The organism is Streptomyces sp. Da 82-17, assembly GCF_046098215.1.
Classification (GTDB): domain Bacteria; phylum Actinomycetota; class Actinomycetes; order Streptomycetales; family Streptomycetaceae; genus Streptomyces.
The window spans coordinates 179,213-205,931 of sequence record NZ_JBJURH010000016.1 but is presented as its reverse complement, the minus strand read 5'-3'; the positions used below and the strand labels follow the sequence as shown (position 1 = coordinate 205,931).

The 26,719-nt window shown below is 68.3% G+C and carries 27 protein-coding genes and 2 pseudogenes; 13 read left to right on the top strand and 16 right to left on the bottom strand.

Annotated features, from left to right (window positions below; all coding sequences use genetic code 11):
* From ACIDOF_RS25815 to ACIDOF_RS25795, 5 genes are all read left to right on the top strand, one after another.
* On the top strand, positions 1 to 478 hold a 478-nt coding region (locus tag ACIDOF_RS25815; RefSeq protein WP_409008470.1), incomplete at its 5' end, for a hypothetical protein.
* A gap of 31 nt (positions 479 to 509) precedes the next feature.
* Positions 510 to 707 (top strand): hypothetical protein, encoded by a 198-nt coding sequence (locus ACIDOF_RS25810; protein WP_409008469.1) that lies wholly within the window; start codon positions 510 to 512, stop codon positions 705 to 707.
* A 70-nt stretch (positions 708 to 777) separates the two neighbouring features.
* A complete protein-coding gene (locus ACIDOF_RS25805; RefSeq protein ID WP_409008468.1) occupies positions 778 to 1,359 on the top strand; it encodes a hypothetical protein in 582 nt (193 codons plus the stop codon).
* A gap of 134 nt (positions 1,360 to 1,493) precedes the next feature.
* A complete protein-coding gene (locus ACIDOF_RS25800) occupies positions 1,494 to 2,372 on the top strand; it encodes a hypothetical protein (protein WP_409008467.1) in 879 nt (292 codons plus the stop codon).
* A gap of 148 nt (positions 2,373 to 2,520) precedes the next feature.
* Positions 2,521 to 3,834, top strand: coding sequence for a hypothetical protein (locus ACIDOF_RS25795; protein ID WP_409008466.1), 1,314 nt, complete (start codon positions 2,521 to 2,523; stop codon positions 3,832 to 3,834).
* A 179-nt stretch (positions 3,835 to 4,013) separates the two neighbouring features.
* On the opposite strand, the pseudogene ACIDOF_RS25790 reads toward ACIDOF_RS25795, so the two are convergent.
* Positions 4,014 to 4,338, bottom strand: a pseudogene (locus tag ACIDOF_RS25790) (LysR family transcriptional regulator); the annotation flags it as partial.
* A 631-nt stretch (positions 4,339 to 4,969) separates the two neighbouring features.
* On the bottom strand, positions 4,970 to 6,307 hold the full coding sequence (gene nhaA, locus ACIDOF_RS25785) for a Na+/H+ antiporter NhaA (protein ID WP_409008465.1): 1,338 nt from the start codon (positions 6,305 to 6,307) through the stop codon (positions 4,970 to 4,972).
* 605 nt (positions 6,308 to 6,912) lie between these two features.
* Between nhaA and ACIDOF_RS25780 the strand changes: the two genes are divergently transcribed.
* From ACIDOF_RS25780 to ACIDOF_RS25765, 4 genes are all read left to right on the top strand, one after another.
* On the top strand, positions 6,913 to 7,146 hold the full coding sequence (locus tag ACIDOF_RS25780; protein WP_409008464.1) for a hypothetical protein: 234 nt from the start codon (positions 6,913 to 6,915) through the stop codon (positions 7,144 to 7,146).
* 52 nt (positions 7,147 to 7,198) lie between these two features.
* Positions 7,199 to 7,597 carry a hypothetical protein gene (locus ACIDOF_RS25775; RefSeq protein ID WP_409008463.1) on the top strand — a complete coding sequence of 133 codons (399 nt, stop codon included), beginning with the start codon at positions 7,199 to 7,201 and terminating at the stop codon, positions 7,595 to 7,597.
* A gap of 317 nt (positions 7,598 to 7,914) precedes the next feature.
* Positions 7,915 to 8,526 (top strand): hypothetical protein, encoded by a 612-nt coding sequence (locus ACIDOF_RS25770; RefSeq protein ID WP_409008462.1) that lies wholly within the window; start codon positions 7,915 to 7,917, stop codon positions 8,524 to 8,526.
* Positions 8,527 to 8,975: 449 nt separating this feature from the next.
* Positions 8,976 to 9,257 carry a hypothetical protein gene (locus tag ACIDOF_RS25765; RefSeq protein ID WP_409008461.1) on the top strand — a complete coding sequence of 94 codons (282 nt, stop codon included), beginning with the start codon at positions 8,976 to 8,978 and terminating at the stop codon, positions 9,255 to 9,257.
* A gap of 382 nt (positions 9,258 to 9,639) precedes the next feature.
* Here ACIDOF_RS25765 and ACIDOF_RS25760 read toward each other — a convergent pair whose 3' ends face one another.
* The gene (locus tag ACIDOF_RS25760) at positions 9,640 to 9,807 is read right to left on the bottom strand and encodes a hypothetical protein (protein ID WP_409008460.1); all 168 of its coding nucleotides are present in this window, start codon (positions 9,805 to 9,807) and stop codon (positions 9,640 to 9,642) included.
* Positions 9,808 to 10,689: 882 nt separating this feature from the next.
* Here ACIDOF_RS25760 and ACIDOF_RS25755 point away from each other — a divergent pair.
* Positions 10,690 to 11,250, top strand: coding sequence for a CchlQ (locus ACIDOF_RS25755; protein ID WP_409008459.1), 561 nt, complete (start codon positions 10,690 to 10,692; stop codon positions 11,248 to 11,250).
* 288 nt (positions 11,251 to 11,538) lie between these two features.
* On the opposite strand, the gene ACIDOF_RS25750 is transcribed toward ACIDOF_RS25755, so the two are convergent.
* The 10 genes and pseudogenes from ACIDOF_RS25750 to ACIDOF_RS25705 all read right to left on the bottom strand — a co-directional run bounded on the left by ACIDOF_RS25750 (position 11,539) and on the right by ACIDOF_RS25705 (position 20,042).
* Entirely contained in the window at positions 11,539 to 11,706 is a 168-nt protein-coding gene (locus ACIDOF_RS25750; protein WP_409008483.1) for a transposase, read from the bottom strand.
* Between the two features lie 41 nt (positions 11,707 to 11,747).
* Positions 11,748 to 11,879 (bottom strand): annotated as a pseudogene (locus ACIDOF_RS25745) (LacI family transcriptional regulator); the annotation flags it as partial.
* A 163-nt stretch (positions 11,880 to 12,042) separates the two neighbouring features.
* Positions 12,043 to 12,933, bottom strand: a complete 891-nt coding sequence (locus ACIDOF_RS25740; protein ID WP_409008458.1) for a LysR family transcriptional regulator — start codon at positions 12,931 to 12,933, stop codon at positions 12,043 to 12,045.
* Between the two features lie 210 nt (positions 12,934 to 13,143).
* A complete protein-coding gene (locus ACIDOF_RS25735) occupies positions 13,144 to 13,518 on the bottom strand; it encodes a cupin domain-containing protein (RefSeq protein ID WP_409008457.1) in 375 nt (124 codons plus the stop codon).
* A gap of 42 nt (positions 13,519 to 13,560) precedes the next feature.
* Positions 13,561 to 14,901, bottom strand: a complete 1,341-nt coding sequence (locus tag ACIDOF_RS25730) for an MFS transporter (protein ID WP_409008456.1) — start codon at positions 14,899 to 14,901, stop codon at positions 13,561 to 13,563.
* A gap of 184 nt (positions 14,902 to 15,085) precedes the next feature.
* Positions 15,086 to 15,487, bottom strand: coding sequence for a VOC family protein (locus ACIDOF_RS25725; RefSeq protein ID WP_409008455.1), 402 nt, complete (start codon positions 15,485 to 15,487; stop codon positions 15,086 to 15,088).
* 14 nt (positions 15,488 to 15,501) lie between these two features.
* A complete protein-coding gene (locus tag ACIDOF_RS25720; protein WP_409008454.1) occupies positions 15,502 to 15,993 on the bottom strand; it encodes a cupin domain-containing protein in 492 nt (163 codons plus the stop codon).
* Positions 15,956 to 17,824, bottom strand: a complete 1,869-nt coding sequence (locus ACIDOF_RS25715) for an FAD/NAD(P)-binding protein (RefSeq protein ID WP_409008453.1) — start codon at positions 17,822 to 17,824, stop codon at positions 15,956 to 15,958. The genes ACIDOF_RS25720 and ACIDOF_RS25715 overlap by 38 nt, the downstream gene beginning before the upstream one ends.
* Positions 17,821 to 18,669, bottom strand: coding sequence for an N-acyl homoserine lactonase family protein (locus tag ACIDOF_RS25710; RefSeq protein WP_409008452.1), 849 nt, complete (start codon positions 18,667 to 18,669; stop codon positions 17,821 to 17,823). The genes ACIDOF_RS25715 and ACIDOF_RS25710 overlap by 4 nt, the downstream gene beginning before the upstream one ends.
* 5 nt (positions 18,670 to 18,674) lie before the next feature.
* Complete coding sequence (locus ACIDOF_RS25705; protein ID WP_409008451.1) at positions 18,675 to 20,042, bottom strand: KamA family radical SAM protein; 1,368 nt, start codon at positions 20,040 to 20,042, stop codon at positions 18,675 to 18,677.
* 391 nt (positions 20,043 to 20,433) lie between these two features.
* Between ACIDOF_RS25705 and ACIDOF_RS25700 the strand changes: the two genes are divergently transcribed.
* The 3 genes from ACIDOF_RS25700 to ACIDOF_RS25690 are packed head-to-tail and all read left to right on the top strand — an operon-like array spanning position 20,434 to position 23,538.
* The gene (locus ACIDOF_RS25700) at positions 20,434 to 22,332 is read left to right on the top strand and encodes an FAD/NAD(P)-binding protein (protein ID WP_409008482.1); all 1,899 of its coding nucleotides are present in this window, start codon (positions 20,434 to 20,436) and stop codon (positions 22,330 to 22,332) included.
* Entirely contained in the window at positions 22,329 to 22,937 is a 609-nt protein-coding gene (locus ACIDOF_RS25695) for a hypothetical protein (protein ID WP_409008450.1), read from the top strand. The genes ACIDOF_RS25700 and ACIDOF_RS25695 overlap by 4 nt, the downstream gene beginning before the upstream one ends.
* A complete protein-coding gene (locus ACIDOF_RS25690; RefSeq protein ID WP_409008449.1) occupies positions 22,897 to 23,538 on the top strand; it encodes an MFS transporter in 642 nt (213 codons plus the stop codon). Before ACIDOF_RS25695 ends, ACIDOF_RS25690 begins: the two co-directional genes overlap by 41 nt.
* Positions 23,539 to 24,488: 950 nt before the next feature.
* On the opposite strand, the gene ACIDOF_RS25685 is transcribed toward ACIDOF_RS25690, so the two are convergent.
* From ACIDOF_RS25685 to ACIDOF_RS25675, 3 genes are all read right to left on the bottom strand, one after another.
* Complete coding sequence (locus ACIDOF_RS25685) at positions 24,489 to 24,860, bottom strand: fucose-binding lectin II (RefSeq protein WP_409008448.1); 372 nt, start codon at positions 24,858 to 24,860, stop codon at positions 24,489 to 24,491.
* Between the two features lie 308 nt (positions 24,861 to 25,168).
* Positions 25,169 to 25,357, bottom strand: a complete 189-nt coding sequence (locus ACIDOF_RS25680; protein ID WP_409008447.1) for a DUF1918 domain-containing protein — start codon at positions 25,355 to 25,357, stop codon at positions 25,169 to 25,171.
* 102 nt (positions 25,358 to 25,459) lie between these two features.
* On the bottom strand, positions 25,460 to 26,719 hold a 1,260-nt coding region (locus tag ACIDOF_RS25675), incomplete at its 5' end, for an SWIM zinc finger family protein (RefSeq protein ID WP_409008446.1).

Genomic DNA, 26,719 nt, shown 5'->3' with positions numbered 1-26,719 from the left:
CCTCCCGCCCCCGGACCGGCCCACCGACGTGCGCGACCGCGACCCCGCCCCGGGCACCGCCGTCGATCCCGGCCTCCACTACAACGGCATCCAGACCATGTCCGGCGGCGGCAACGGCGGCTCAGGTGGCGTGCAGTCCAACGGCTTCAGCGGAGTCGACGCCCCCGCCGCGCTGAACCGCGCCGGCGAGAACGCCAACCAACTGGCCAGCCTCGTCCACTCCAACGGTGACGTCGGCGACGACCTGGAGATCAGCGCGGCGGCGGGCTCGCTGGCCGGTGACCTGTGGGGCGGCGACCTGGGCGCAGCCCTCCTGAACACCATGGAGACGTGGGACAAGCAGGCCAAGCGCCTCACCCGGATCAGCGCCGACATCGGCGAGCAGTGCATCGCCACCGCGCACAACCACACCCGCACGGAATCGGCGAACGAAGCCGAGATGAACTCCGTTCGCGCAAGCCTTTCCGACTTCGGGTGACAGGAGACAACCCCGTGACCGTTGCCTACCCATGTACGCCCAGGTCCAAGTCGCCAACGCCAACAAGGAGTTCAGCGACGCCGTCACCGAGGCCAAGGGCATCCACGCCGTACTGCAGGACGCGTACGACGAACAGCGTGACCTTGCCGGTGCCGCTGATGGACCGCGCTGGCCGATCACTGGCGGGCCGAGAACCCCGGCGCAGCGAATGGCGAGACGGAATACGTGACCAGAGACAAGTTTGTCAGCGCGGCGAACGACGGAAACGCGGCGGCTCGCCGCCTGGCAGGAAACGGATCATGAAAACTCGGCACTGCACCACTGCGGCGGTCAGCGCGCTCGCCGCACTCCTCGTCGGCTGCTCGGGCAAGGCTGAGGGATGGAACTACGCCATTCCGAAGAAGATCTGCGGCGTGAACATGCAAGAGTCCGTGGTCAAACCGCTCCTGCCTCCTGGGGACACCCTGGACGAACAGATACGTGCCGCAATCGGCGAAGATCAAGACGTAAGCGAGCGCTGCCTGTTGAAGGTCGACAAGGGGAAGAGCGGCGATGGCAAGTACCTCTGGATCAATTTGGACCGGGAAACCCAGAAGGTCGACGCCGTCGCGGAAGCCCACCGCCTTCGGTACGGGAATTCTGAATCCGTTCACCTGGCCGGGAGCGTCACCAGCGCTGCCGTGGGGGACACGGGAGCACTCGTCGCCATGCGATGCAAGCCCAAGACTGCCAAGTCTGCACCTTATGCCTACCTGATGGCGGAAGTACGAATGGGGGATTACGCAGACAAGCCCAAGGATCCGGAAGCCAGGCATGACCACCTTCAGGCGTTCCTGCGGGACTACATACCGGCAACAGAGGCCGCCAGGTGCAAGCAGTAGACGGCGCGGGCAGAAGATCGAGAGCGAAGGTGCGGGGAGGCGTCGCGAGAGCCACTGCATCTGCCCTCCTCCTCGGTGCCGGAGCCGTCGGCTGCTCCAGCACCGACGAGGCCGCGACCACGTGTGATGCCTTGATGTCCGACAAGCCGCTGCAGCGCGCCCTCGGCACCACGTACCGGGCCGAGATGAGCTGCGGCGACCTCGGGAAGGCCATCCGGCAGGCCGCGACCGGACCGACTCCCGGAGAGCACACCCTCCGAGAGGCCCGCGTCATGCAAGCCAGCCTCACCGCCGTCGGCAAGGAGATCGAGCAGCAGCAGGAGCCCACCATCGCGCAGGAGCTCCGTACACCTGTCGCCGCAGCCCTGGCCGACTACGCGCAGGACACCGGCGAGATCCTCAACGCGGTCAACGACGCGTACATCGACCACGAGGACGACGGCGCCTGGCAGGACGGCAAGACGGTGCGGATGTCCGCGCCGCTGGACGAACTGATCGACGTCCTGCGGGCGTTGTCCCAGTCCCCCGACGCGTACGCGGATCTGCGGGCCGCCCACGTCCGACAATGCGCGGTCGGCCTGGCGGCTGTGCCCAGCCGGGCCGCGGGGCCCACGTACACGGCGCCGGGCAGGAACTGCGCCGCCGGGCTCGGCTACTACGACGGCATCGCCGAGGACATCCCCGACTCGCAGTCCAAGCAGTGGCGTTCAGATGTTCTGCAACGCCTACGGAACTCGATGGGAACCCCACCCGCCTACAGCACCGACCCCGCCCAGCACATCACGGCCAGTTGGCAGCGCGACGCAGTGCGGCAAGTGAAGGTGGGCGGATCCGGGTTCCTCACCGACGACAGCACGCGGATCCTCGACATCTGGGCCACGGCCAGGGGCGACGACCTGGACGCCAGGAAGCTCGACGCCCTCCAGGAAGACATGGGGAGCGACGCCTGCTCCCGGGCTGAGGAGACCACGAAACAGCTGGCTTGCACGAGGGAGCCGTCGAAGTGTCCCTAAACCGGTTGCAGTTGGAGGCCGACGGCCCGAGCCCTCATGAGGCTCCACCGCTGCACCGCGGCCCTCGTCGCTCCACTGACGGCCCTGCTCGCCAGGTGTTCCGGAAGCGCTTCGGACCGGGGCACTCCGCAACGAGGTCGGACGACCGATGAGACGGCGACAGGGCTCGGCGGGCGGCCGGGGGCTGCAGCCGCTGGGCGTGGTGTGGTGCGGGATCGCGGCTGCGACGGTGTGTCTGGGGCTCGGCATGAGGACGCCCGCTCCGCGGTGGGACGTGCTCGGCTGTGTCGCCGTGGTGTGCGTCGGTCTGCTGTTGCGGATCCTGCGCGTGCGCCGCGGGCAGGAGGAAGCGCGGCGGGTGCCGCGCGGCTCCGGAGCTCCGCCGCCTCCGGGCCCCATCCGCCTGCTCGCGCCCTGGCCGTTGTTCAAGGACCGTTTCCGGACGGTCGCCACCGTCGCTGCTTCGCTCGTACCCCTCTTCCTGGGGGTGGAGTGGGCTCTTGCCGCGGCTGTCGGCGACGGGCCACCTCAGATCGGTGCGGCGCTGTTCCGGGCCGGGTTCTTCGGCGGCGCGATTCTGCTCTGGGGAGGGTTCTTCGTCCACGCCCAGGAGCGTGAGGCCGGCAGGGCGGCGCAGCGCGTCGTCGAGGCGTGCCAGGACGGCACGGCGAAGACCGTACGGGTCAGTGTGCGGGGATGCGCCGCTGGGACCCACCTGCCTCATCCGCCGCGCGCGCATGTGGACTTCGATCCTGCCGCCCCGTACGGGCCCGGGCCGCGCAGCCGGATCGCGAACCGACGCGTTCCCAGGCGGTCCGGGGCGCTGCGTCTCACCGCCGGCACGGCGGAGAGGACGCTCTTCCTCGACCCCTCGACGGACGCCGAAGCGCTGGCTTCTGCCCTGGACTCCCGCCCGGGACGGCTGTACTGGACTCCGGCGACAGCGGTCACTCAGCCCGGTTGGACTGCCCCGGCGATCCTCGCCCTCGACGACGGACGCTACGTACGGGGCTGGACCCAGGACACGCCGGACCCGCTCGTGGTCGACGGTGAGGTCATGAAGGGCGGCCAAGTGCGGGGATACGTACAGCAGTTGCGGCCAGCGGAGCTGGCAGCGCTGCGCAGTCGGTCCGTTCTCCGGCCCGGGCCCCTGTTCCACGGTGTCGCGCTCGTGGCCGTCGGCGCGGCCTTCAGCGGCGCGTGGAACACAGCAAAGGAGGGCGCCGCCGAGCCGCTGGCAGGCGCACTCGCCCTGCTCGCCGTCGGCTTCCTCGGCGAGGCCGTCGCCCGTGCTGTCCGGCTGAGGAAGCAGGCGGGCCGGCTGGCTGCGGGCGGAGGAGTACCGAGCACGCTCGCCCCGCACGTACAGCCGCCGGCGCCGCCACCCCTGCCCACCCCTCCACCCCTGCCCGCACCTCCGCCCCGGATGCAGAACCCGCACGATTCCGATTCGGGCCGTTGAGTCATGGAGACGGCTGCGGCCGTTGTCCAGGGCCCCAGTTAGGCAAGCCTGTCGGCGGACGGGACTTCGGCCGCTGGTCACCGCCGCCCTGTTGAGCACGTACACCGCGTGGCTATGAGTGGCGTGTGCTCTCGTCAGCTGCGCCAGCGGTACGCGTGTCTGCCTCGGGGAGCCAAGACAGGAGCCGGCTTTCGGGCAGGTTCGAGCGCCCGCGGCCCAGTGGAAGTGCTGTTGGCGACATCAACAACCAGCGGTCGGCATGGCTCGGGCTGTAGGGGTCGCCCGAGCTCTTCGCTCAACTCGCTGTGGGCGGCGAGGACTCGGCGCAGAGCTGGCAGCAGTCGTTGTCCTTCGGGGGTGAGGGCGACGTGCCGACTGGTCCGCCGGAACAGGGTGCGGCCCCACAGTTGCTCCAACCGCCGAACATCGCGGCTGCGTGCTTGCTGTGCGGCGAACAAGCGGGGCTGCCGCGCGGGTGAAGTGCAGCTCTTCGGCCACAGCCAGTTAGGCCCGCAGCAGGCGGGATCAGTGTTGTCGCGCACATCAGATTCCGGCCCAACAACAGTGATCTACAACAGAGTTGCGTGAGTACCCGACAAACAAGTGTTGGACCCTCGACGGGTCCCTGAGGAGCCTGGACGTATGCCTGAATACCGAGACAAGCGGCATGGACGGCCCCTCTGCGTGCGGATGACCGTCGTCGGCGACACCTACGTCATCTGCGCACCGACTCCCCCACCTACTGCGCGGACTCAGCAGAGCAAGCCCACGCGATGTTGCAGACTCTGGCGTTCGTTGCCCCTGCTCGCCTCAATTCGTCGCTGAGCTCCGGCAGAACGAGCAGTGAAGGGGCCGACCACCGGATCAATCCTCCGAGGGTCCTCTCCCGAGCACATATGCCGTGAGGGACCCCACGAGGACAGCCCACGCGACCGCACCCCAGCCGAGAGAGCTCCAGCCGATGACGGTCACCGCCGCCGCAGCCACTCCCCCACCAGTCATCGCCCGCGTGTCGGTGACGAACGACCACTGCCGTCGGGAAGATCCTGGCCGGCGCAGTTCGTCCATCGCCGTACGGATCACCAGCGCAGCCACGATGATCACCGGGCCGTCAGCGAGGCGTCAGAGCCGCTGATCACGACACCGCACCATCCCGACCGTGCCGAGCCGCCTCCGCTGCCGGGAGCCCCTCGCCGCGCCCGCTCTGGTAGATGTCCGGGATCCCGTCGGCGTCCTCGTCGGCGGTCTCCGCCTCGTACAGGCGCCGGTAGACCGCGTTCCGGGAGCGGAGCAGGAGCGCGGCGACCAGGGCGGCCAGTACGGACGCGGTGAGGACGGCGGCCTTGACCTGTTCGCCGGTTGTGCTTCCGGGGAAGGTGAGTTCGCCGATCAGGAGGGCCACTGTGAAGCCGATTCCGGCGAGGACCGAGAGGCCGAACACGTCGGCCCAGGCGAGGTCCGGGTTGAGGCGGGCCCGGGTGAACCGCGCCGCCAGGTACGTTCCGGCGAAGATGCCCAAGGCCTTCCCGGCGAACAGGCCGATGACGACGCCCAGCGGTTCGGGGTGGGTGAACACGTCCCCGAGCGCTTCTGCGGACACGCTCACACCGGCCGCGAACAGCGCGAACAGCGGCACCACCACACCGGCCGACAGCGGGTGCACCAGATGCGAGACCTTGCTCGCCGGCGATGCGTCCTCCCCCTCGTCGCGGGTGGTCCGCAGGATCAGGCCCATCGCGACGCCGGCGACGGTGGCGTGGACTCCGCCGTTGTACATCAGCGCCCAGATCGCGAGGCCCAACGGCACGTACCACCACCAGCCGCGCACCCGCAGCCGCTGGAGGGCGTAGAAGATCACGAGTCCGGCGAACGCCCCTGCCAGGGCCCACCAGTTGAGGTCGGAGGTGAAGAACACGGCGATGATCAGGATGGCGCCCAGGTCGTCCACCACCGCGAGGGTCAGCAGGAACGCGCGCAGCGCGGCCGGGAGGTGGGTGGAGAGGACCGCGAGCACGGCGAGGGCGAAGGCGATGTCCGTGGCCATCGGCACGGCCCAGCCGTCCAGGCTCCCGCCGCCCGCCGAGACGGTGACGACGTACAGCGCGGCGGGCACCACCATGCCGCACACAGCGGCGATCACCGGAAGTGCGGCCGTCGCCGGAGTGCGCAGCTCACCGACGACGAGTTCCCGTTTGAGTTCGATGCCCGCCACGAGGAAGAACACCGCGAGCAGCCCGTCGGCCGTCCAGTGACCGACGGACAGGTCGAGGCCGAGCGCAGGTATCCCGAAGTGGAAGTCCCGGATGTTCTCGTACGCACCACTCCACGGACTGTTCGCCCACACCACGGCCACCACCGCGGCGACCAGCAGCACCAGCCCGCCGACGGTCTCCGTGCGCAGCGCCTCGGTGACGGCCTGTCGCTCCGGGAGCGGCAGCAGCCCCAGAAAACTGCGAGAACGGTCAGTGCGCACGACGGGAACTCCTGGGGCATCGGGACCAGGGCACACGGCCCCACGGACGCCGACCAGACTTCCCGGCACACCCCGCGCCACGTCTTGACGCGTTCCTTACACCCTAACGAGACCCCGTCTCTCTGTCTCCTGCGCCTGCCACCTTCAATGAAGGTCAGCCACGGGCCCCGGTAGCTCGGCCGCCGTCAGCGGGAAGTGCCGGTGAGGGCTGCAGTTGCCGGATCAAGCTGGGTAAGCACACCCTGGCGAGCGCCGGACTGGCGGCCGGAGTGCTGCGCCGCTCGCAGGAGTACGTGCGCCAGGTGGCGGGAGTGCAGCGAACGCCGCCAACTGCCCAGCTGCGCAAGGAGAGGAGGGGCCTGACCCCACGGGCCGCTCCGCGGCCCGAGCCATACCCGCTGTCCCCGCCGGGAGTTGCCGGGTCCCGGAAGCCGCCCCCATGCGACAGCTGCCGACCTCTACCGATGTCCCGCACGGTGCGAACACGCATGATGGGGCGCAGCTGCGTAGGAGCGGTGCCGACGCAGCGCACAGCTGGTCGTTGCTGAGCCGCCGGCCCCCTGGCCTGATGTCCCGAGGGCCTTCATGGCCGAAGGAGGAGACAGATGAGCGCCATCCTGATCCTGTTCGGTTCGCTCGGAGGAATCGCTCTTCTTCTCCTGATACTCGTGTTGGTCCGCCGCTCCAGCGGCCACACGGAAGAGACCGACGGCCTACGAATCGAGCAAGAAGCCCGTCGCCAAGCACAGATGGACCGCGTCTCCTGCAACGCCCGCGCCATCCACACCTCCACGCCCACCGCCAGCGGCATCTACCAACAGCGCCACCGCCGTGGCTGACTCCGGTGCCCGCGTGACCGCGACCGGTAGTGGACCGGGAAGTGAGAGAGCCATGCTCGGGATTCGACTCGCGTTGCGCCTGCTGGAGGGGGCGTGCGCGGTCGTCGTGGTGCTGGGCATGGTCTACGCAGTCATCGCGCTGTGGCTCGCTCATCATGTGGCCCTGGTGGTCACGTACCGTCGCGGGGGCCTCACCCTGCCGATCATCGTCTTCGTCGGGGCATGCGTGGGCTGGCTGCTGCTACGCCTGATCCGGTCACGTTGGGGTTCGCCTGCTGCGCTGTGCGTCATCGGTGCGAGCTCAGCGGGCCTGGTGGCCCTGACTTGGTGGGCGCTTCCGCCCCCACCAGCTGAGCCACGCATCCCCCAGCCACCGAGCCGTGAACGCTTCCACCCGCCGCCGCCCGACAGCGCTTTCGGCCCCCCTTCACGACTCAGGGCCAGCACGTAGGGTCGCTGGCCACGTTGTGTTCGAGCCACAGGGGTGGATGATGACAGGATCGTTGCCGGGAACGTTCCACGTCGATGCGAGGAGCTCAGCTCACTCGCGGACCGGCCCGGCGGTGGCGGTAGCAGCGGGGAGCTACGCCGAGTGCGGTGAGCGCTGGCGAGAAGGCCCGTGAAAGATCCCAGAGGCTCAGGAACTCGTCCCCGTAGCCTTCTCACGATTCGTCCATGTCCAGGATCAGGACCCCAAGAAACCTGACGCCGCGGAGCCCCCAGCACCGGCGCCCCGATCAGTGACCCCCCGTAGAGGCAGCTGAAGCTATGGAAAGCGCCGAATACCTGCTGATGCCCCTCCTCCTCATCGGAGCCATGGCCGTCGTACTGGCCCTGATCGTCTGGGCATTCGTCGATTTCCGGCGTGAACACGTGGGCACACGAGCACTGCGCAAGCAGCGCCAGTACGACGTGTTGCAGGCGTTCGACGGCAGGCCGGAGGTGGTCGTCCGCTTCAGCGGCAGCGGCATGTCGATCGAGGAGATCGTCTGGTACGCCAGGCAGCGCGGCTATGACCTCTACTGCGGCCTGGGAACCGGACAGAGCGCCAGGAGACTGGTGTTGCGGCGTCTGCCGCAACCGTGGCCGCCTCCCGCCGCCCTCCAACAGATCCCCCCTCGCCCCCAGGACCTCGCCGCGATCAGAGCCGACGTCTACCGGACGGTCAACCCGGAGGGCCTGTGGGTCCTCGTCGGAGGTCTCATCGCAGGCGCCACCGGCACGGCTTTCACAACCATCGACAGCTACCGCGCGCAGGAAGGCAGCCCCACCGGGGCGGCGGTCACCGCCGTACTGCTCCTGCTTGCCCTGGGCATCGCCCTCCTCGGGCGGAGGGCCCTGAAAAGAAGAAGCCGCCGGTTCACGCCGACGCACAGTTAGACAGCAGCCCTCACAGGCAAGCAGGAGAAACGCAGTGAGGGCCAGCAGCTCGATCCCACCTGCCGGGGGGCGACCTTGGGCCCGTCGGCATCACCTCAGCAGGTGCGGGCCTGCATTCATCCCGCGACGGTGGACGCGAGGAAGATGCGGCGATCCGTGCGGAGGCTCTCATCGCCGTCTCACGCGGACATCAGCGCGCAACTGACGTGTCGAACGACTCTCCAAGAGTTCAACTCAATTGCCACGCAAGAGACAAGGGAGTCGAAGACGCCACCGGGCCGAAGAGCAGCGGCTCCATCGTCGAATCAGCGGCGAGCTGTCGATCTACGGAAAGCGGCCCTTTGGTCCGTAAGTCGTCCGCCTGGTGGTCGTGCAAACTTCCATCTGGGCGAGATCCGATCCGGCCAAATCAACGTACAGCGGCCACCACCTCATGAGGACCAACTGCCATGCTCGAACGGGAAGAAGCCGAACCCAGGGCCGCGGAGTTCCTCGCGGAACGGAGCAGGACCTGGGGACTGTCCTCCAACGTGAGGATCATCCCCGAGTACTGCTTCACCGACCGAGGGCGGCTCATCGCCCCCTACGACCACGTCGACCACCTCGATCACGGCCAGGACGACATGCAGCTAGGCGGCAACCTTCCAGTCGCAGTCGACCTGAGCACCGGATCGTGTTCCTTCATCACCCGAGCCGAAACGGAGGACATGATGGAGCGCGACGTGCTCTGAGCGGCGCCTCACCAGGGACCGCAGGCTGCGACGATCACCGTCACGGCCCGCTGTCCCAACATGACCACCAGCAGCGAGAACGCCCTGGCGACCGGCACGGAACCGGCAGCCCGACAAGCTCAGCGGTGAGTGGACGTGAAGGCGAGGCGGCTCGATCACCCGGCACCGACGGTCTGTCCGAACCCACACCCAGCGAACCTGCCGGTCACATCGCGCCTGTCCCGGCGCCGCAGACCGGCCTGTTCCCTGAACGCTCACCACCGATTCACCGTCGTTACGGACATTGTCCCCGCCCGAGCGGCGTCTTGGTGGCTCACACAGTCGCAGGACGAGCCCAGGCGCTCGCACCCGACGCCCAGGGCGTGGACGTCGCCCCATCCAGTCATCGAGGTGCCTCCGTCTCGGCCCCTGACACAGACGGCGTCACCAGGTCTGACGGCTCGACCTCGAAGGACTGTCCGTCGCCGCTACTGATGACGAGGGCCGTCACCGCACCCACGACGACCAAGAACGTCACCAGTGCCGAGAAGACGAGCGCGAGCGTGCTCATGCCGCGCCTCGGGGGGCGCGGCGGCCGGTTGGTCATGCGGTGGTCTCCCTGAGGCTGGGCGGCTGATCACCGCTTGTGGGCTGAGCCACAGCGGCCCCCTTCGTCGGCACATTCCGATGCTCGCGTCGTGCAAGGCGCTTGCCGCAGCGCTCAGGCGGCGGGAAGCACCGAAACGCGGCCGCGGAACTCACGGACGCAACCACGCCCGCGGAAGCCGACGCTGGGGAGCAGCAGAGGCGAGCTCTACGGAAGCTGCCCGAACAGATGCTGTCGCTGAACAGCCATGGAGGCAAGCTCTTCGAAGTTCTGGATCCGGACGTAATCGACCAAGCGGCCCGCTACCCGATGCCACGTCCCTCGGCGCAGAGTTGGTGGGACGGCTCTGCGTCGTCGTCGAGGAGGCTGGCGGGTTTCCCGCAGTGCCTGCAGGGCTGTGGAGCCAGTTGGGCTTTCACTGTGGAACGCACCACTGACAACTCCCCTGACCTGCGCACACATGCACGACCTGGCTTTGTTCACGAGTTCCGACAGCAGGTGTTCATGACTTCGGAAGTCACCAGACACCGGACGAGTCGATGTTCACGAGAACGGTTCTGGTTCGTTTTCCTTGGAGGACTGACTGAGTGTGATGTCAGCGGTGTGTGGTGGTGGCCGGACTCTACGGCCGTGACCTGCTGGTGCCTCCCACCTGCACGGTCGGCCCCGGCCATCGGGCATGATCTGCGGAACGGGACGACGCGAGGGCACCGCAGGACTGACGGAGCGAGCCTCAACCCTCTCTTGACTGCGGCGGGTTGGGGTACGTCGAAGGGCCATTGCAGAGCCGACGAAGACGATAGACGGGGGGCGCTCCCTCCCCGAACATCGACTGGGGGACACGGTATGGAGTGGGCAACGCTGGTCGCCACGCTGGGCGGCGGTCTGATCGCGATAGGGGGCACGGTGCTCGCCGACCGCTTGCGTACCCGCCAGGAACACCGCCGCGGCCTTCAGGGGCGCCGCCGGGATGTCTACACGGAGTTCATCGTGGCGGCAGGCGCAGCCCACACCGAACTGCGCCGCCTCGCGCAGAACGGCGCCGAGGCGATCGACCTGGAGGAAGCGAGCCGCTCAGCTCTGACGGACGCCCGCATCTACGAGGTGCGCGAGCGCCTCTTCCTCGACGCCAGCGCGCGGATCGCGGGCAAGGGACAGACCATGTTCGAACACCTCCGCGCCCTCCGAAAGGCGGTCGCCGCGGGCGCCGGCGTCTCGACCTCTGCGTTCCACGACATCTACCACCCTTACCTGGACGCCGTCTGGGCCTACCGCGAGGCCGTCCGCGACGAGCTGGAGGGCCATGCCCTCACCCCGGCCGACTTTGGCTGGTCCGCGTGGGACGGCCGCGAGCGCTGCCCGCACTGCGCGGTGCCCAGGGCGGACACGGTGCCCGGGCAGTCCTGACCTCGCACCGGCCACGATCGAATCGAGCCCATCCATGCCTCTCGATGCGTGAGCACGGCTCGCACAGTGGCCCTGCGGGGCCCCGTGAGTGAACCTGGGCTGCAAGATCGGGCGTAGAAACTCCCCTCGGCCCGAAGGGCTGGTGCGAACCGCGGGGACCTCTTATACAGCCAGCCGGACCTGCCCCCCGGCCAGCCAGCGGAGGCTGCCGCTCTTACAGTCTCCCTGAGCAGGGTTCCGGTGGCAGCTGTCCGACCAGAACAGGATGCGATGCAACGCGGCATTCGCCTATCGGTCGCCGCCACGGTTGAGACGGCGGTACTGCCACCACCCCGACGAACGCTCGACAGGACTGACCCCGCACAGAGCGGCGAACGACGCCTCACTGCCCAGCCGTTCCCGGTTGTCCCCCACCACGATCAACAACGCCACAGCCATGTCCGGTCCGACCCCCACCACATGGAGCAACTGCGGCGCATAGCACTGCACGAGCCAGGCCGCATCGCCGCAGGGTGAGCGCGGCGCCGCTCGGCCGAGCCCGGGTCGCGGCCGCCGTCGACGTGCGTGATGCGGCGGTCGCCCAGTTCTGCGAGGTGGCCCGTGGCCTGCCGTACGCCCTTGGCAGAGGCCCTGCTTGTCCTGCTTGGCGAGGTGGTGCGTGCGCCCTCACACCGGCTCGGGGACGGCCCGCCGCAGAGGCGTACACCGACACCCGCTGGATCGGCCGTTCAGCCCAGGGCAAGCGGTGTGAGAGAGGCGGTCAGGCACTCCGGCGAGGCCAGGGACGTCGGATCAGGCCCCGTGTCCGTCCGGGCCTGAACTGCGCTCTTCCTGCTGGGCCGTTGCGGCTTTGGCCATGGCGACAAAGCGTCGTGTCAGCGGGTGACCGCCGCGCTTCAGGTAGACGAGGTTGAGAGGGACCGGCGGACCGTCCGGCACGGTGAGGAACGATACGAACGAATGAATGTGCTGGCGTCCGACGAATTCGGGCACAACGCCAACTCCTTTGTTCGCCGCGACTGCCTCCAGCCATTCGTCGAAGTTGTGGCAGATGGCCGATACGTTGGGACGACGCTCCTCGGGCCACTGTGTCAAGTCTGTTGTTCCGCTTACCTCGTTGAGGACGAGTGAATGCTCGGCGATATCACGCCAGCAGATCTCCTCCCGCTCTGCGAGTTCAGAGCGCGTGGAAACCGCGACGATTCTCCGCTCGTGCAGCAAGGTGGTCGACTCCATTCCCTGAGGCACCTGTATACGGCCCCTCAGAATGGCTACGTCGGTGTCTCCTTGGTCCACTCCTGCGAGTGTCGCGTCTCGCCGGTGCACCTTCACCGGCACCCCGGTCTCGGCCTCGAACGTCGCAATGACTTCCTGAGGCCACCCCGTGGGAAAGCCCCAGGCGAATCCGACACGGAAAGCCTCCTCGTCGGGGCCCGGGTGCAGTGCCGCTTCCAGACGCGGGAGGAGCACGCTGAGCTGGTCGTACAGAGTCCCACCGGCGGGGGTGAGGTCGACCTGCCGCGTGGATCGTTCCAGTAGGCGGCGGCCGACGAGTTCCTCCAGACGCCGTATGTTGCGACTGAGTGTTGGCTGTGACACACCCATCCGCTGGGCGGCCCTGGTGAAGTGCTTTTCCTCCGCCAGGGCCAGAAACCCGCGTAGGTGGTGCAGCTCGATACTCATGGACAGAAGCATATGCAAGGCCGTGAAGGGGCTTGCATTCCTGCCCCATGGGTCACCGCTCGCGGGTAAGGCACGCATCTGACCCTCCCGTCGCCTGGGAGTCGTTTCCTGCCGCTCCTGTTTTCACGTTCTGCCGATGCGGTGAAGAATCGTCCATGCAGGACCCAGGTAGCCCGGATCCTGCATGAGACGTCGCGCGCGCCGGTGGGCTCAGCCCTGGTACTCCTCGTCCGTCACGTGCTCCTTCCACTCGGTGGGACCGTCCGTGACGGCGATGTGGGTCATGAAGGTCCTCGGGCCGGCGCCGTGCCAGTGCTCTTCGCCGGGGTGGCAGACAACCGTGTCGCCCGCCCTGATCTCCTGGCGCTCGCCGCCCCGATACCCCACAACTCCCACGCCCTCGGTCACATGCAGAACCTGACCGGCCGGGTGCCGGTGCCATGCGCTGCGGGAGCCGGGCGTGAACAGTACGTTGCGTACTTCGGTGTTGGCAGTGGCGCCGATGCGGGGCCACAGCCAGACATCTCCCTGGAACCGCTCTTCAGGCCCCTTGGTCGCGTCTCCAGGGTGACGGATGACGTCCATAGCGTGCTTCTCCTTCTCTTTCATTTACGTGCGAGTGGTTGGTCAATGGGTGCGGGCGGGAGCCGACTGGGCTCTTCCCGCGAGCAGGATCAAGGCGCAGGCGGCGACCGACACGACAGCCAACGCCGCATTCGTCGTGCTGAACGCGTCCTGGGGAGTTGTGCCGGGCTCGGCAAGTCCCAGGTAGACGGTGCCGAAGACGGCTACCCCCATGGTTCCGCCGACCTGCAGCGTCGTGTTGAACAGGCCGCTGACGTCTGGTGCGTACCGAGCTTCGACGGCCTCGGTCAGGTGGGCCAGAGTCCCGCTGAAAGCAGCTCCGTATCCGATGCCGCCGATGCCGAGGAGCACGACCAGCCATCCGGTGCTCGTGGCACCGGCAGCCATGGCTGCGAAGGCGATCGCCATCAGAAGGCCCCCCAGCGGGGCGGCCGACCGCCGGGCTCGTGGGCCGGCCCGGCCGAGGAGAGGGCCGACCAGAGCGAAGGTCGCCACCCAGGCGATGGGAACCAGCCCTGCGTACACCGCGCTCTTGCCCAGACCTTGCTGCAGATACAACGCCAGGACGAACAGCAGGGCGAAGTACCCCGCACGGGTGGCGGCTTGGGAGACCAATGCCAGGGCAACGGGTCCGCGGGCAAGCAGCCCGACGTTCATCAGCGGGTCCCCTCCGCGCTTCGCGACGCCCCGCTCCACAACGGCGAACAGAGCGAAGACAGGAAGGGAGCCGGCGAGGCAGGCCCACGTCCATGGAGCCCAGCCGGCGTCCTGGCCCATCACGAGGGGTGTCACGAGGAGGAACAGAGCAAGGGACAGCAGCCCGACTCCTCGCAGGTCCAGCTTCTTCTTTCTCGTGCCTCGATCGTTCGGGATGAAGACGGATGCGGCTATCAGCAGGCCGATACCGATCGGCACATTGATCAGGAAGATGGGACGCCATCCTGTTCCCAGGATGTCGGCCGACACCAGGACGCCGCCCAGCGCCTGCCCGATGACGGAACTGACCCCGAGGACACCGGTGTAGGCGCCCAGAGCACGCCGGCGGGCTGCCCCCTCGAAGTTGACCTGAATGCTTGTCAGCACCTGCGAGACCATCAAGGCCGCGCCGACGCCCTGCACCACGCGTGCCCCCACCAGGGCGCTGCCGCCCGGAGCGAGGCCGCAGGCCAGCGAGGACGCGGTGAACACGACCAGGCCGAGGAGGTAGGTCCAGCGACGGCCGCGGATCTCGCCGAGCCGGGCACCGGTGATCAGCAGCATGGCGTACGCGAGGGTGTACCCGGAAACGATCAGTTCCAGTTCGCTGCCGGTCGCGTGCAGTCGGTCACGGATCGACGGAATCGCGACGTTGACCACCGCGATGTCCACGTTTCCCAGGAACATGCCGCCGAGCAGCGAGGCCAGCAGCCAGACAGGCCGCCTTCCTTGAGGACCGGCGTCCTCTCGGCGTGCTCTGGTGGGCGTTGACTCATGGGCGGGAGATGTCTTCAAGGAACTCGCACCTCGGTCGATGGCTTGCGGTTCGAACTGCCGGTGAAGCGGCCTGTCTTGGGCGCCGTTCGCCCCGCTAGACGGCATCCCGCTGGACCAGTTGGAACTGGACTCCGCTGGAGGTGTGGGGCTCCGTCCACGCGTTCAGGTTGGGGCCGACCGGAACTGGCTCGTCGGTGGTCAGCTGGACTCCGAGCCCCCGGACCGCCGCCATGATGTCGGGCACGTCGTCGACCTCGACTCCGATGTGCTCGATGCGGGCCTGGTTGCCCTCGCCGAGCCGGCGCCGCCGTGCCTCCTCCGTCGTGGGCTCGATGAGCTCGATGCGGCCGTCCCCACAGAAGTAGAAGGCAATCTTCACGTTCCGCTCAGGCACCTCCTGCGCCCGCTCCAGACGCATCCCCAGACTTTCCAGAAATTTCCTCGCCGATGCGAGGTCGTCCACTACTACGCCAATGTGATCGATGCGCTTGAACATGGTCCCTCCTGGTACTACTGATTGTTTTCGGGGTCGGCCGACGCGTATTCCTTGGAGAACTTGTTGTGCAGGTCGGCCAGTTGCGGAAGATTTGACATGTTGAGCAACAGCAGGTCACCGTCCGACCCGCGGTTCTCGAAGTGGTGTACGTGCCAGGCCGGAATGAGCATGATGTCGCCGTCGCTCAACTCGACGGTTTCTTCGGTCTCGTCGAAGACCACGACGCCGAATCCGGCGCGTACGAAGTAGAGATGCCACCAGGAATGCGTATGCGGGGTGGTGCGTTCACCGGGCCGCACGGACTGAAAAGTCATGGACGTGCCCGGCACGACCTGGTGGTCTCCGTCGGGCGCCGCAAGCGTGACTGTTCCGTACTGCGTGTGCTCGGCTGCTGCGAGTTCCTTGGCCAGGTTCTCCCACTGCCACACGATCGGGGCCGGCCGCTGCTGGGCATGGCGCTTCCGAAATTCAGGGTAGGGAAACTGGCTCCCGGTCCGAACTGGCATCTTCTTCCTCCTGGGCTGTGCTGTAGCGGTGGTTGACGGCCGCGACCATGTCGCGCACGGCCGTTTCGGCGTCGAGCGTGAACTGCGAGGCCATCGCGTGACGGGGCAGCGCGTGTGTGTAGAACCGAGGTCCCTCGACCAGGTAGCCGACAGCCCACGCGGAGTGCAGCGTCGCGCCCGCCGCCGTGACGGGTCGGCCCCGTTCGTCGATGTCGATGCCGCCGGGCTTGAACGTGCCGTTCGTGTAAGGCCGTACGAGGCCGCGCTCAAGGAGCTTGGCGACCAGCGGCGACCGGTCGTACTCGGGGTGGAACGGGTCGAGGCGGGCCACGACCAACGCGTCTGCGTGGAGGACCTCGGGCCCGTCGGGATAGTCGGTGCGGACAGCGAAGCGAGCCGCTTCCCGGTCGAGGACCACCCGGCTGCCCGGCCCGCCGGCCAGGTCCACGACTCCCGCGCGCAGCAGGGCGAGGAGTTGGTGATTCCGGTGCCGTGGCGGTCCGAACGAGACCCGGTTCATGACAGGCACGTACGTCCGGTTGAAGACGGCGTGGGAATCGGGGGTGAGACCGGAGAACTCGACGGCTTCCCGCAGGCTCGCCCGGGTGTCGCGTATGACGTCGGTGGCGGCCTTCACCGGACTCTTCGTGTTACCGAACTCCGCGTGCTCCAGGTCGCTCACGACGTAGTCGACGAAGAATTTCTTGAACTCCTCCTGGTTCGCGAACTGCTTACCGTGCAGAGGGTCGAGCAGTTCTTCGAGTACGCGGCGGTCGCCCGCGGTGAGCTCGTACTCCTCCGGCGGGATGGATCGGCCCTCTTCTGCCGTTCGGTAGGCGTACCCCATCTCCCGCAGCAGGAGCGGAAGAACCTCCTCCGTGAAGTCGATCCTGGGGTCGCCACGGTGCTGAACTGCCTGCTGCCGCAGCCGCTGCACAGCTTCCGGGGTGAAGAACCGGCCCCGGTGAGCCCCGGTGACCCCTTTCTGATTCACCCCGCGCGCGCTGAAAGGAAGACACTGCCGGGAGAACAGCCGAATCAGTGGTTCGCGTCCGGAAGGCAGGTATTCCGTGTCTGTTCCCGAGCCGTGGAAGGTGCCGCCCCGGCCGACCGTGAGCTCGGAGATCACATCGTGCGCGGTCAGCCCGAACCCCTGGAGCGCGACTGTCGAGCCCGGGGCGATCTGCTGGAGCCGGCCGACCGGATACGGGGTGGAGCAGTAGGTGAGCCGTGGGTTTCGTTCGGCGCCGTCCTTTGCGAACTCCTCATACGCCCGGTCTTCCTCGGTGGGCGTGCGCTCGCAGTGCCCTGTGGTCAGGAAGAGGTAGTCGCTGAGGACGACGAAACCCTTCTCGAGGTGGACTGCGAACCGTCCGGTGTCCCGCAGCTCGATGTCCACGGCACGGTCACGGTGGTTGATGACGCGGACGTGCGACGGCAAACCTTTGACTGTCTCGTCGAAGACCCAACTGAGGTACGCCCCGAGGAGTCGGCGCGGCAGATAGGCGTGCTCTCCGACCGGTTCCCCCGAAGCGTCACCCGTCGGGTGGAACGCGCCGGCAAACTCCCGGTAGCCACTGTCCGCTGCCCACTGGGTGAACGACGGCCCCTGACCGTCACGGAACATCGACACCTGACTGGCGACGGTGTTGGTCAGCAGGTGTGCGGGCTGCTGCGTGGAGTGCACCCCCTGGCCGCCGTCACCGGGGTCGATGAGGTGGACGTCCAGCGAGCACCCTGGGGGGAGTTCGGTCGCGAGGGCGGAGATCTGCTGCAGGATGCTGAGACCGCGCGGCCCGACACCCACCACGGCGACGTGAAGAGCGGTCATCGTGCTGCTCCAGCGGTCCTGGCGGCGTCGATGCCGTCGAGCACGGGTTCGTGGAGGCAGAACCAGCCGGGTGATCCCGGCAGTTGCGGGAAACGGAGCGCCACCTGCGGGTCGTGGCCCGGGATGATGTGGTCGTCGCCGTCCGCGAGCGCTTCGATCCGGTCGTACCCCTCCAGCATCGGCGTGAGGTGGTCGAGGATCGGGAAGGGGCTGCGCAGCCGGATGTTGGCCCACAGGTGTGTGGCGTCACTCGCGAGCACGACCCAGCCCCGTGCCGTGGGGACCTGTACCACCTGGGTGCCCGGCGTGTGGCCTGGGACCGGGTGCACCGTGACCCCCGGGATGATCTCGGATTGCCCTGAGTGGAGCACGAGTTGGTCCTCGAAGAGTCCCTGTACCGCGGTGTTGATGTTGATCGGCTCGAACGGCTTGCGCACGACACGGTGACGCATGGCGGGCCCGGTGCAGAACCGGAGTTCGTCCTCCTGGAGATGGATCCGTGCGTGGGGGAACCGGTCCAGGTTTCCCGCGTGGTCGTAGTGCATGTGAGTGATCACGACGTCCGATACTTCATCGGCTGTCATGCCGAGGTCGGTGAGCGCGTCGACCGGGTCGCGGAACAGGGTGCGTCCGCGGCGCTCGGCCATCTCCTCGGGGAATCCTGTGTCCACGAGGAGGAAGTGCCGGTCGTTGCGGATCACCCAGAGGTAGAAGTCCATGGGCATGTCGCTGCCCGGTGTGAACTGGCCTTCGTCGACGAGGAAGTTGTCCCGTGCCGGCCGGTCGTCATGCGTGCCGAACCGGAGAGCCAGGACTTCGTAGACCGGATGGGCGTCGTTGGCCATGCGGCTCACACCCCCACGAGATCGAGCGGCATGCCGGCCGAGGAGGAGGCAGTGTTGGCGTTCGGCTCCTCGTCGAAGGGGAACCGGCTCTCCCCGAAGGCTGGTACGAGCTGGTCGAACCAGGTCGCCTCGGGGTCGAACTTGGCGTAGAAGGGCTGCCGGACGAGTCCGCCCCGGCGAGCCTGGAGGAGTTGAAGGGCGAAGACCTTCTCGCCCCGGATCGTCGGTACGCCGTCGATGAGCACCTTGCCGGGGAACGCGCTCATCGAGGGCCCACGCACTGTGCGCGACAGGCCGGAGACGCTCGAGTAGGCCGTGCGGAAGATGTCGTACGCCTCGACCAGAGGCAGCTCGAAGTAGGACCGCGCGCCGGTGTCGCGCTCGACGAACATGTAGTAGGGGATCGCGCCCAACTTCACGCCCTGGGTCCACAGTTCGTGCCAGGCGGCCGGATCGTCATTGATGTGCCGCAGTACCGGGGACTGCATGCGCACCACGGCACCGGTTGCGGAGATGCGCCGCAGAGCGTCCTGTGCGATGGCGGGACGCAGCTCGGCCGGGTGGTTGTAGTGGCCCATCAACGCGAGGTGCTTGCCTGCATCCACTACACGCTCGAACAGACGCAGCAGGTCGTCGGCGTCCACGTCGCTGACGAGGCGCTGCGGCCAGTAGCCCACGGCCTTCGTGCCGATCCTGATGTTCTGGACATGGGACAGCTCTGGCGCCAAGAGCGGTTCGAGGTACCGCTCCAGCGTGGCCGTGCGCATGATCAGGGGGTCGCCGCCGGTGATCAGTACGTCGGTCACCTCGGGATGCTGCTTGAGGTAGGCGACCAGTCCCTCGGCATCCCGGGCTGCGAATCTCAGGTCTTCCTCGCCGACGAATTGCGGCCAGCGGAAGCAGAACGTGCAGTAGGCGTGGCACGTCTGACCGGCGCTCGGGAAGAAGAGCACCGTCTCCGCGTACTTGTGCTGGATGCCGGGGACGGTCTCGCCGTCGAGCTTCGGGACGTTGTGCGACTGCTGGCCGGCCGGGTGCGGATTCATGCGTGACCGGACCACGTGGATCTGCTTGGCCAGTTGCTGTTTGTCGCCCGAGCGCAACAAGTCGCGCAGCGTGACGTAGTCGTCCGGGTCGAGCATGGACTGGTGTGGAAAGTTGAGCCGGAATATTGGATCGTCCGGGATGCGGTCCCAGTCTATGAGCTCGTCGAGAACGTATTGATTGGTCCGGAACGGCAAGACATGGGAAACCACGTCGACAGCTTCGCGCAGATCGAGGGGAATGCGCTCCCACTGCGGCGCCCGATTAATGGACGAGCGGTTGTAGGGCTTGTACTTCGGAGCGCTGCCAACTCCGCTTGAGTGGTTCATACGAACTCCCATCCGGATTGCGTGGATGCGGTGCGAGGCCGCCGGGTCCGACCCTGCATGGGATCAGAGACCGGGCCGGCCGAATGAATGTGCCGCGTGGACACGGGGGCTCCCGCGCGTTTTCGCTCCCCCGTATCCGCGCATTGTTCGGCGACGAACCCATGGGCATTCCGTGGCCGCCGGTTCGAAATCTAGCCAGCGGGCGGAAGCGTGGGAAATAGACGCGACTGCGCATTAATTCACCGGCCGCATGAATGGATTCATGAACCCACTGCATAAATGAGCGCCGGCCGCATGAATGCTGTGCCGCCGAGGATTTACCCTCGGCAGCTGTTGTCAGGCCGGAGGAAGCAGAGGGGCGGAGGTACTGCCGTTGAACAGTCGGCTGAGCGTGGGGATCGTGGGTGTCGGGCCGCGAGGACTCACCGTCTTGGAGCGGCTGTGTGCCAACACGGCGGCACGACCGGACGCCGCTTCCGTGACCGTGCATCTCATCGATCCCGCTCCAGCGGGGGCCGGCAGGGTCTGGCGCACGGACCAGTCTCCCCACTTGCTGATGAACACGGTCGCGGAGCAGATCACCGTGTTCACTGATAGCAGCGTCTCGTGCGAAGGCCCGGTGACCCCTGGCCCCGACCTGTACGAGTGGGCGACCCTGCTGACGGCCACGGGGCCGGCTGCGGGGTACCCCGACGACGTTCTCGCAGAGGCTCGGGCTCTCGGCCCTGACTCGTACCCCACGCGCGCCCTTTACGGGCACTATCTGCGATGGGCCCTCCAGCGGACCGTGGAGACCGCGCCCCCCAACCTGACAGTGAAAGTTCACCAGGACAGTGCGGTCGCGCTGGACGAGCACGGCGCGACACAGGTGCTGCGCCTCGCGGGAGGGGAGTGCCTGGGGCTCGACTCCGTGGTTCTGGCCCTGGGCCACGTCGCGAGCGCCGAGTCGTCGGTCCCTCCGGCCGGCGGACGTCGTATCGGACCGGGCAATCCCGCCGAGATGGACCTCGGCGGGATCGGTCCGGGTGAACCGGTCGCCTTGCGCGGCCTCGGACTCACCTTCTTCGACTACCTGGCACTGCTCACCCAGGGCCGCGGCGGAGTCTTCACGGAGCGGGCGGACGGCAGGCTCGACTACCACCCCTCCGGCCGCGAGCCGCGACTGTACGCAGGCTCCCGCCGGGGCATTCCCTACCAGGCCCGCGGCGAGAACCAGAAGGGCAGGGGCGAGCGCCATCAACCGGTATTGCTGACCGATACACGGATCCGGGCACTGCGCCTACGCGCGGAGGCGAAGGGGGACGTGCGTTTCCGCCGGGACGTGTGGCCGCTGATCGCTCGCGAGGTGGAACTCGTCTACTACCGGGCGCTGTTGCGGCAGCGCGGCGCATCGGCCGAGACCACGGCGGCGTTCCTCAGCGCCTCGCTGGCGCTCCCCGAGCACAACCCCCTCTCAGAGCAGCTCCTGCTGGCCTATGGCATTCCCGCGGCCGATCACTGGGACTGGGCGGCCGTCGAGATGCCATACGGCGAAGAAGTCCTGTGTGAGCGAGGGGAATTCACCCGGTGGCTGGTGACGTACCTGGAGCAGGACGCAGCCCTGGCAGGTGGCGGCAATCTCGAGGACCCGGTCAAGTCGGCGCTGGACGCCCTGCGGGATCTGCGCAACGAGATCCGGCAGGTTGTCGATCACGGCAGGATCACGGGCGACTCCTACCGGGACGAACTGGCTGGTTGGTACTCGCCGTTCAACGCCGCTCTCTCCATCGGTCCGCCGAGACGTCGCATCGCGGAGATGGCCGCGCTGATACGCGCCGGTGTACTGGAGCCAGTGGGGCCGGGTATGCGTGTCGTGCCGGAGGTGGACGGCAGCGGCTTCGTGGTCTCGTCCGCCACAGTGCCGGGGACGCCCACAAGGGTGACCACCGTCATCGAGGCTCGCATCCACGATTCTGACGTACGCACGACCACCGACCCGCTGCTGCGGCATCTCCTGGACACCGGCCAGGCAGTCCCGTACCGCATCCCCAACCCCGACGGCGGTCACTTCGAGACCGGCGGGCTGGCGGTGACCGAACGCCCGAGCCGCCTCGTCGACGCCCACGCTCGCCCTCACCCCCACCGCTTCGCGCTCGGCGTCCCAACGGAAGGCGTGCACTGGGCGACGGCGGCAGGTGTGCGTCCAGGGGTCGACTCTGTGACGCTGGGGGACGCGGACGCCATCGCGCGAGCGGTGCTCGGTGAGGGAGCAGAGCAGCCGTCCGGCCAGGTGGAGTTGAACATCCGATGAGCCTGCTCGTCCGCACGCGCGACGATGTCGCGACGCCTGCAACCGACTCACCCTCCACGGGCCTTCCCGCCGCGGCGGGTGTAGCTGCAGTCACCGTCCTCACATCGCTCCCCGTGTTTCTTCCCGGGGCGGCGAACGGCCTGATCTCCTCGGAGCTCGGCTGGAGTTCGGCACGTATGGGAGCCGTCCTGGCCTCCTACTGGCTGGCCTCGTTGTCAGGCGCCTTTGTCAGCAAGAAGGCCGCGCTCCCCCCGGTGATCGAACGCACCTTGGTCGTCGCGCTGGGAGCCACGTGCCTGGGACTGCTCTCCGCGGCGGCGGCACCGGCCGTGGGGTTGTGGCTCTCCTCCGCACTCGGTGGCTTCGCCTACGGCTACACCCAGCCCCACACCAACGCTCTGCTCATGCGGCGATGTACACCCGGACTCCGGGCATTCGCGTTCGGCCTCAAGCAGGCCGCAGTTCCCGCCGCGACCCTGCTCTCGAGCATGGCGATGCCGACGCTTGCCGGTCCGGCCGGCCGGCTGGCGGGCGGTGTTCGCCGGTACGGCGTTGCTCTGCGGCGTGGCCGCCGTCTTCGCATCCCCGAACATCGCCGCGCGTGATCCCGATCCGACAGTCGAACGGCGCCGGCAGCCCCCGCTGCGCGGAGACGTCTTTCTGCTGTCGTTGAGCGGCGCGGGGTTCTTCGGGGCGATGGTGGGAAACGGCCTCGGCGGTTTCCTGGTTCTGTCGCTGACCAGTCGAGGTACGTCCCTGTCGACGGCAGGTGCTGTGGCAACGGCGGGCGCTGCGCTGAACATCGCCGTCCGCTTGGCCGCCGGCTGGCTCATCGGCCGGGTTCCTCGGGCCGCGTGGGCGGCACTGACCGGAATGTTCGCAACGGGAGCGGCAGGCACCGCGCTCCTGACGCCCACTTCCCTCACGCTGACCACCGTGGGCGCCATGCTGGCGTACGGGGGCGGTTGGGGCTGGGCTGGACTGTTGCACTACGTCATCGGCCTGCCGTACGAAGGCCAGGAGCAACGGGCAACGGCGTACAGCCAGATGGGGGTATCGCTGGGGGCAGCTACCGGACCACTGGCGTGCGGAGTGCTGTTCACGGTGAACGCGGCTGCTGCCTGGTGGGCGATGACAGCTGCCGGCGCAGCAGCGATCGTCTGCGTCCTCATCGCCCGAAACAGGGCTGTCCGAGCCTCGCGGTAGCCGCGGCCCTGTACCGGTTTTCGAGCCGGTCGGGATCGGCGGAGTACCAGGCGTCCCAGTCGGCGAGCGCGGCCCGCGCCTGGTGGTCGGTGGGCGGCCACGCCATATCAGCGGTCGGCAGAGGCATTGCGGGTGACCTCCAGGTGGTCGGCATCGGCTGGTACTGAGCCTCCGAGAGTTGGACGAGACCTGTCGCCGCCTCGAAGGGGGCGAGCCCGCGGATTTCGAGCGCCTACACGCCGAGACTCGTGCTCACCGCGAGGCCGTCTACCGAGCGATCGTCGAAGCGGCCGCCTACGGGCTACTGCCTTCGGGGGGCTACTGGTCCAGGGACGGGGCCATGTGCCGGACGGCGTTCCGATGTACGAAGCGATGGGGAGGGCGAGTTCCATCCTCTTGTCGTTGGCAGGGAACACACAGCTGTCGCTGGACGATGACGGAACCAGACGTAGCTTTCGGACGGTCCGTGACCTGTTGGAGCAGGCCAGGAGCAACAGGGAGCACGGTCTCGTGACGCTCTACAGCGACCCCCCGGAGCAGCCATGGAGTTCGGTTCTCAGGCCGCGACCTCCAACAGGGCCGAGACGTGTGGCCGTCATAGGGCCTGGGTCGTACCCCCTCCCCGGACCGCATGGCGTCACAGGAGTGGCCGCCCAGCTGATCGGGGCGTCCTCACCCTTCTCCGCCTTCTCGTCGCCCCAGGAGTGGCTGGGAGTTCCTCGACCAGGTCGCGCCAAAGCGTGAACGCGGAGCCGCGATTCGGCTGGTCGGGCACTCGAAGGAATCGGCCGAACGGCGGCGAGGCAGCGAATCTCGTCATCCGGGCTCGCGCCGCCGGGCCTGTTCGTCCAGCTCTCGGAGGGGCGACCGGGCCCTTCGCGCCCGCTGTCCGTTCCGCGACGGGCTCGGTCTGCGCCTGATCTGCTGGTGGGCGAACTGGGCCTGAACGTCTAGTAGATGAACTGGATGACGGAGTCGTTGAAGTCGGTGTCGCGACCGTCCTCACTGGCGATGGTCGTGACGGTGACGGCGGGCTCGGTGGGCGTGCGGACCGTGTCGACCCGGAGGGAGCTCGGCTTGAAGGTCTTGCCGCCGTCCTCGCTGTACTCCAGGGCCGCCTCGATCACCCGGTCCCGCGAGCGGTCCATCGCCGTCGCGCCGATCAACGCGCTCCCTTCACCGGCCCCGATCCACTGGTAGCCGTACGGGTTGCCGTCCGCCTTGATCGTCACCTTCTGCAGCCACTGCGCATTGACGGTCGCCTTGATCTGCACCTGTCCGAATCCGGCGGGGACCTTGACCTCGACCGTGTTGTCAGCCATCTGACGCTCCTTCAGGGGTGGGAAACCCGTGCGAATTTCGCAAGGGATGCCGAAACGGTCTATCACGGAGGCAATGGCCCGCCATGGGACATGCACAGCCTGTCGCTGCCTCCCTGCACCTACGGCGGGGGCGTGAACGTGCACTTGGGGCGCTCGCCGTGCGGAATGCGCGCGGGGTGCCGGGGGATGTCAGCTGAGGGAGAGGTTCCTCGTGCGACGCGGCGAGGCCCCGGCCGTCCTGGCCGGGGCCTCGCCGCCACGGGTGGCTGGATCCTCAGCTTGCCTACCGCTGAGCGGACCAGATTTTCCTACCGCTGAGCAGACCGGACCTCGCAGTCCGGCCCCGGGTACACGAGGGTCTCGTGACCGTCGTCGAAACGGACGAGATAGGGCGGGGCGCCGTCCGTCCCCCGCACTTCGACGATCTCCCCCGTTCGCTCCCGCAGGCCGACGGCACGGGTGTGGACCAGGAGCTGGTCACCGACGTTGGCTCTCATATGCCCTCCAAAGGCACCGATTCTCGACAACGCCCGCAGGTGTACCCGGTTCCATGGGGAGACACATGCCTTGTCCCTCGATGGCATGAGCCCTCCCTTCTCTCAAGCCTCGCCCCCGGCCAGGGCGGTGAGGGCGCCGATCGGGTCGTGGTCGGGGGTGCCTCTCGGCCACCAGTCGTCGCGGCCGGGTTCGCTCTCGTACGCGTACCACAAGCCGTCGCGGCCCAGGCGCAGTTGGAGCGTGCCCTCGGGGTGGGTGAGGCGGTTGCGGTGCGGGGTGAAGGGTGGGAACTCGGCGGCGCGCAGGACGGGTCTGGCCTGGTCGAAGCGGCCGGCGGGCGGGTCCCACGGCTCTTCGAGGACGGCGAGGCCCTCGCGTCCGCCCTGCCGCCAGGCCGCGACGGCGCGCGCCAGGTCCGTCGCCGTACGCCCGGCCGCGGCGGCGAGCGACTCGTACTGCGCGCGGCTCGTGCCCGTCAGGCCCGAGCCGGGGCGGGCGGCCGCGATGCGCACCGCGTCCTGCCACAGCGACAGTTCGGCCACCGGGTCCTCGCCCGTGGCGAGCAGCGCGTGCGCACGCGCCGCCGCGTCGGTGGCCAACTGGTCCAGGGCGAACGGGTCGGGGCCGCCGGGCGCCGCCGGGTAGGCGGGCGGCTGCTCCGGGTGCGGCAGCGGCGGCTGGGGGCGCGGCAGCGGGGGCAGTACGCGGGGCGCGAGGGCTTCCCGGGCGCGAACTCCCGGCATGCGAGCGGCAGTCGACGCCGCGCCGGAGCGGGCGGCGAGCGTCGCGTTGCGCCGGGACAGCTCGGCGAGCAGGCCGCGCTCGCCCCGGCCGCGCAGCAGGAGCAGCACGAACGGGTCCTCGTCGAGCAGCCGCGCCGTCCGGTAACAGAGCGCGGCGGCGTGCTTGCAGGGGCGGCCGCTGTCCGGGCACGAGCACTCCGGGTGCAGCTCGCCCGGCGCGGGCAGCAGCGGCACCCCGCAGTCGGCGAGGGAGCGCGGCATCTCGCGGTCCAGCAGCGCCGCGATGTGGCCGGGCTGCGCGGCGGCCGCGTCCAGGAACCGGTCCCACTCCTCGTCGGTGAACGTGGGCAGCGAGATCTTCGCGCGGTACGGCCGCGGGCGGCTGCCGTGCACGTACGCGAGGACGCGGCCGGGCGTGACCGTCACGGCGTCCACGCGGCCGTGCCCCGCGTAGTCCCGCCCGCGGGCCAGGCGTGCCGGGTCGAGCGCGGACTCCTCCAACGCGTCGATCCACGCGGAGCCCCACCAACTGCCTTCCCCCACAGTGCCGTTGGGGCCTTTCCGCTCCGCCGGGAAGGTACGGCGCAAGTCGTCGGCGGAGGGGGAGGTGGCGGGGGG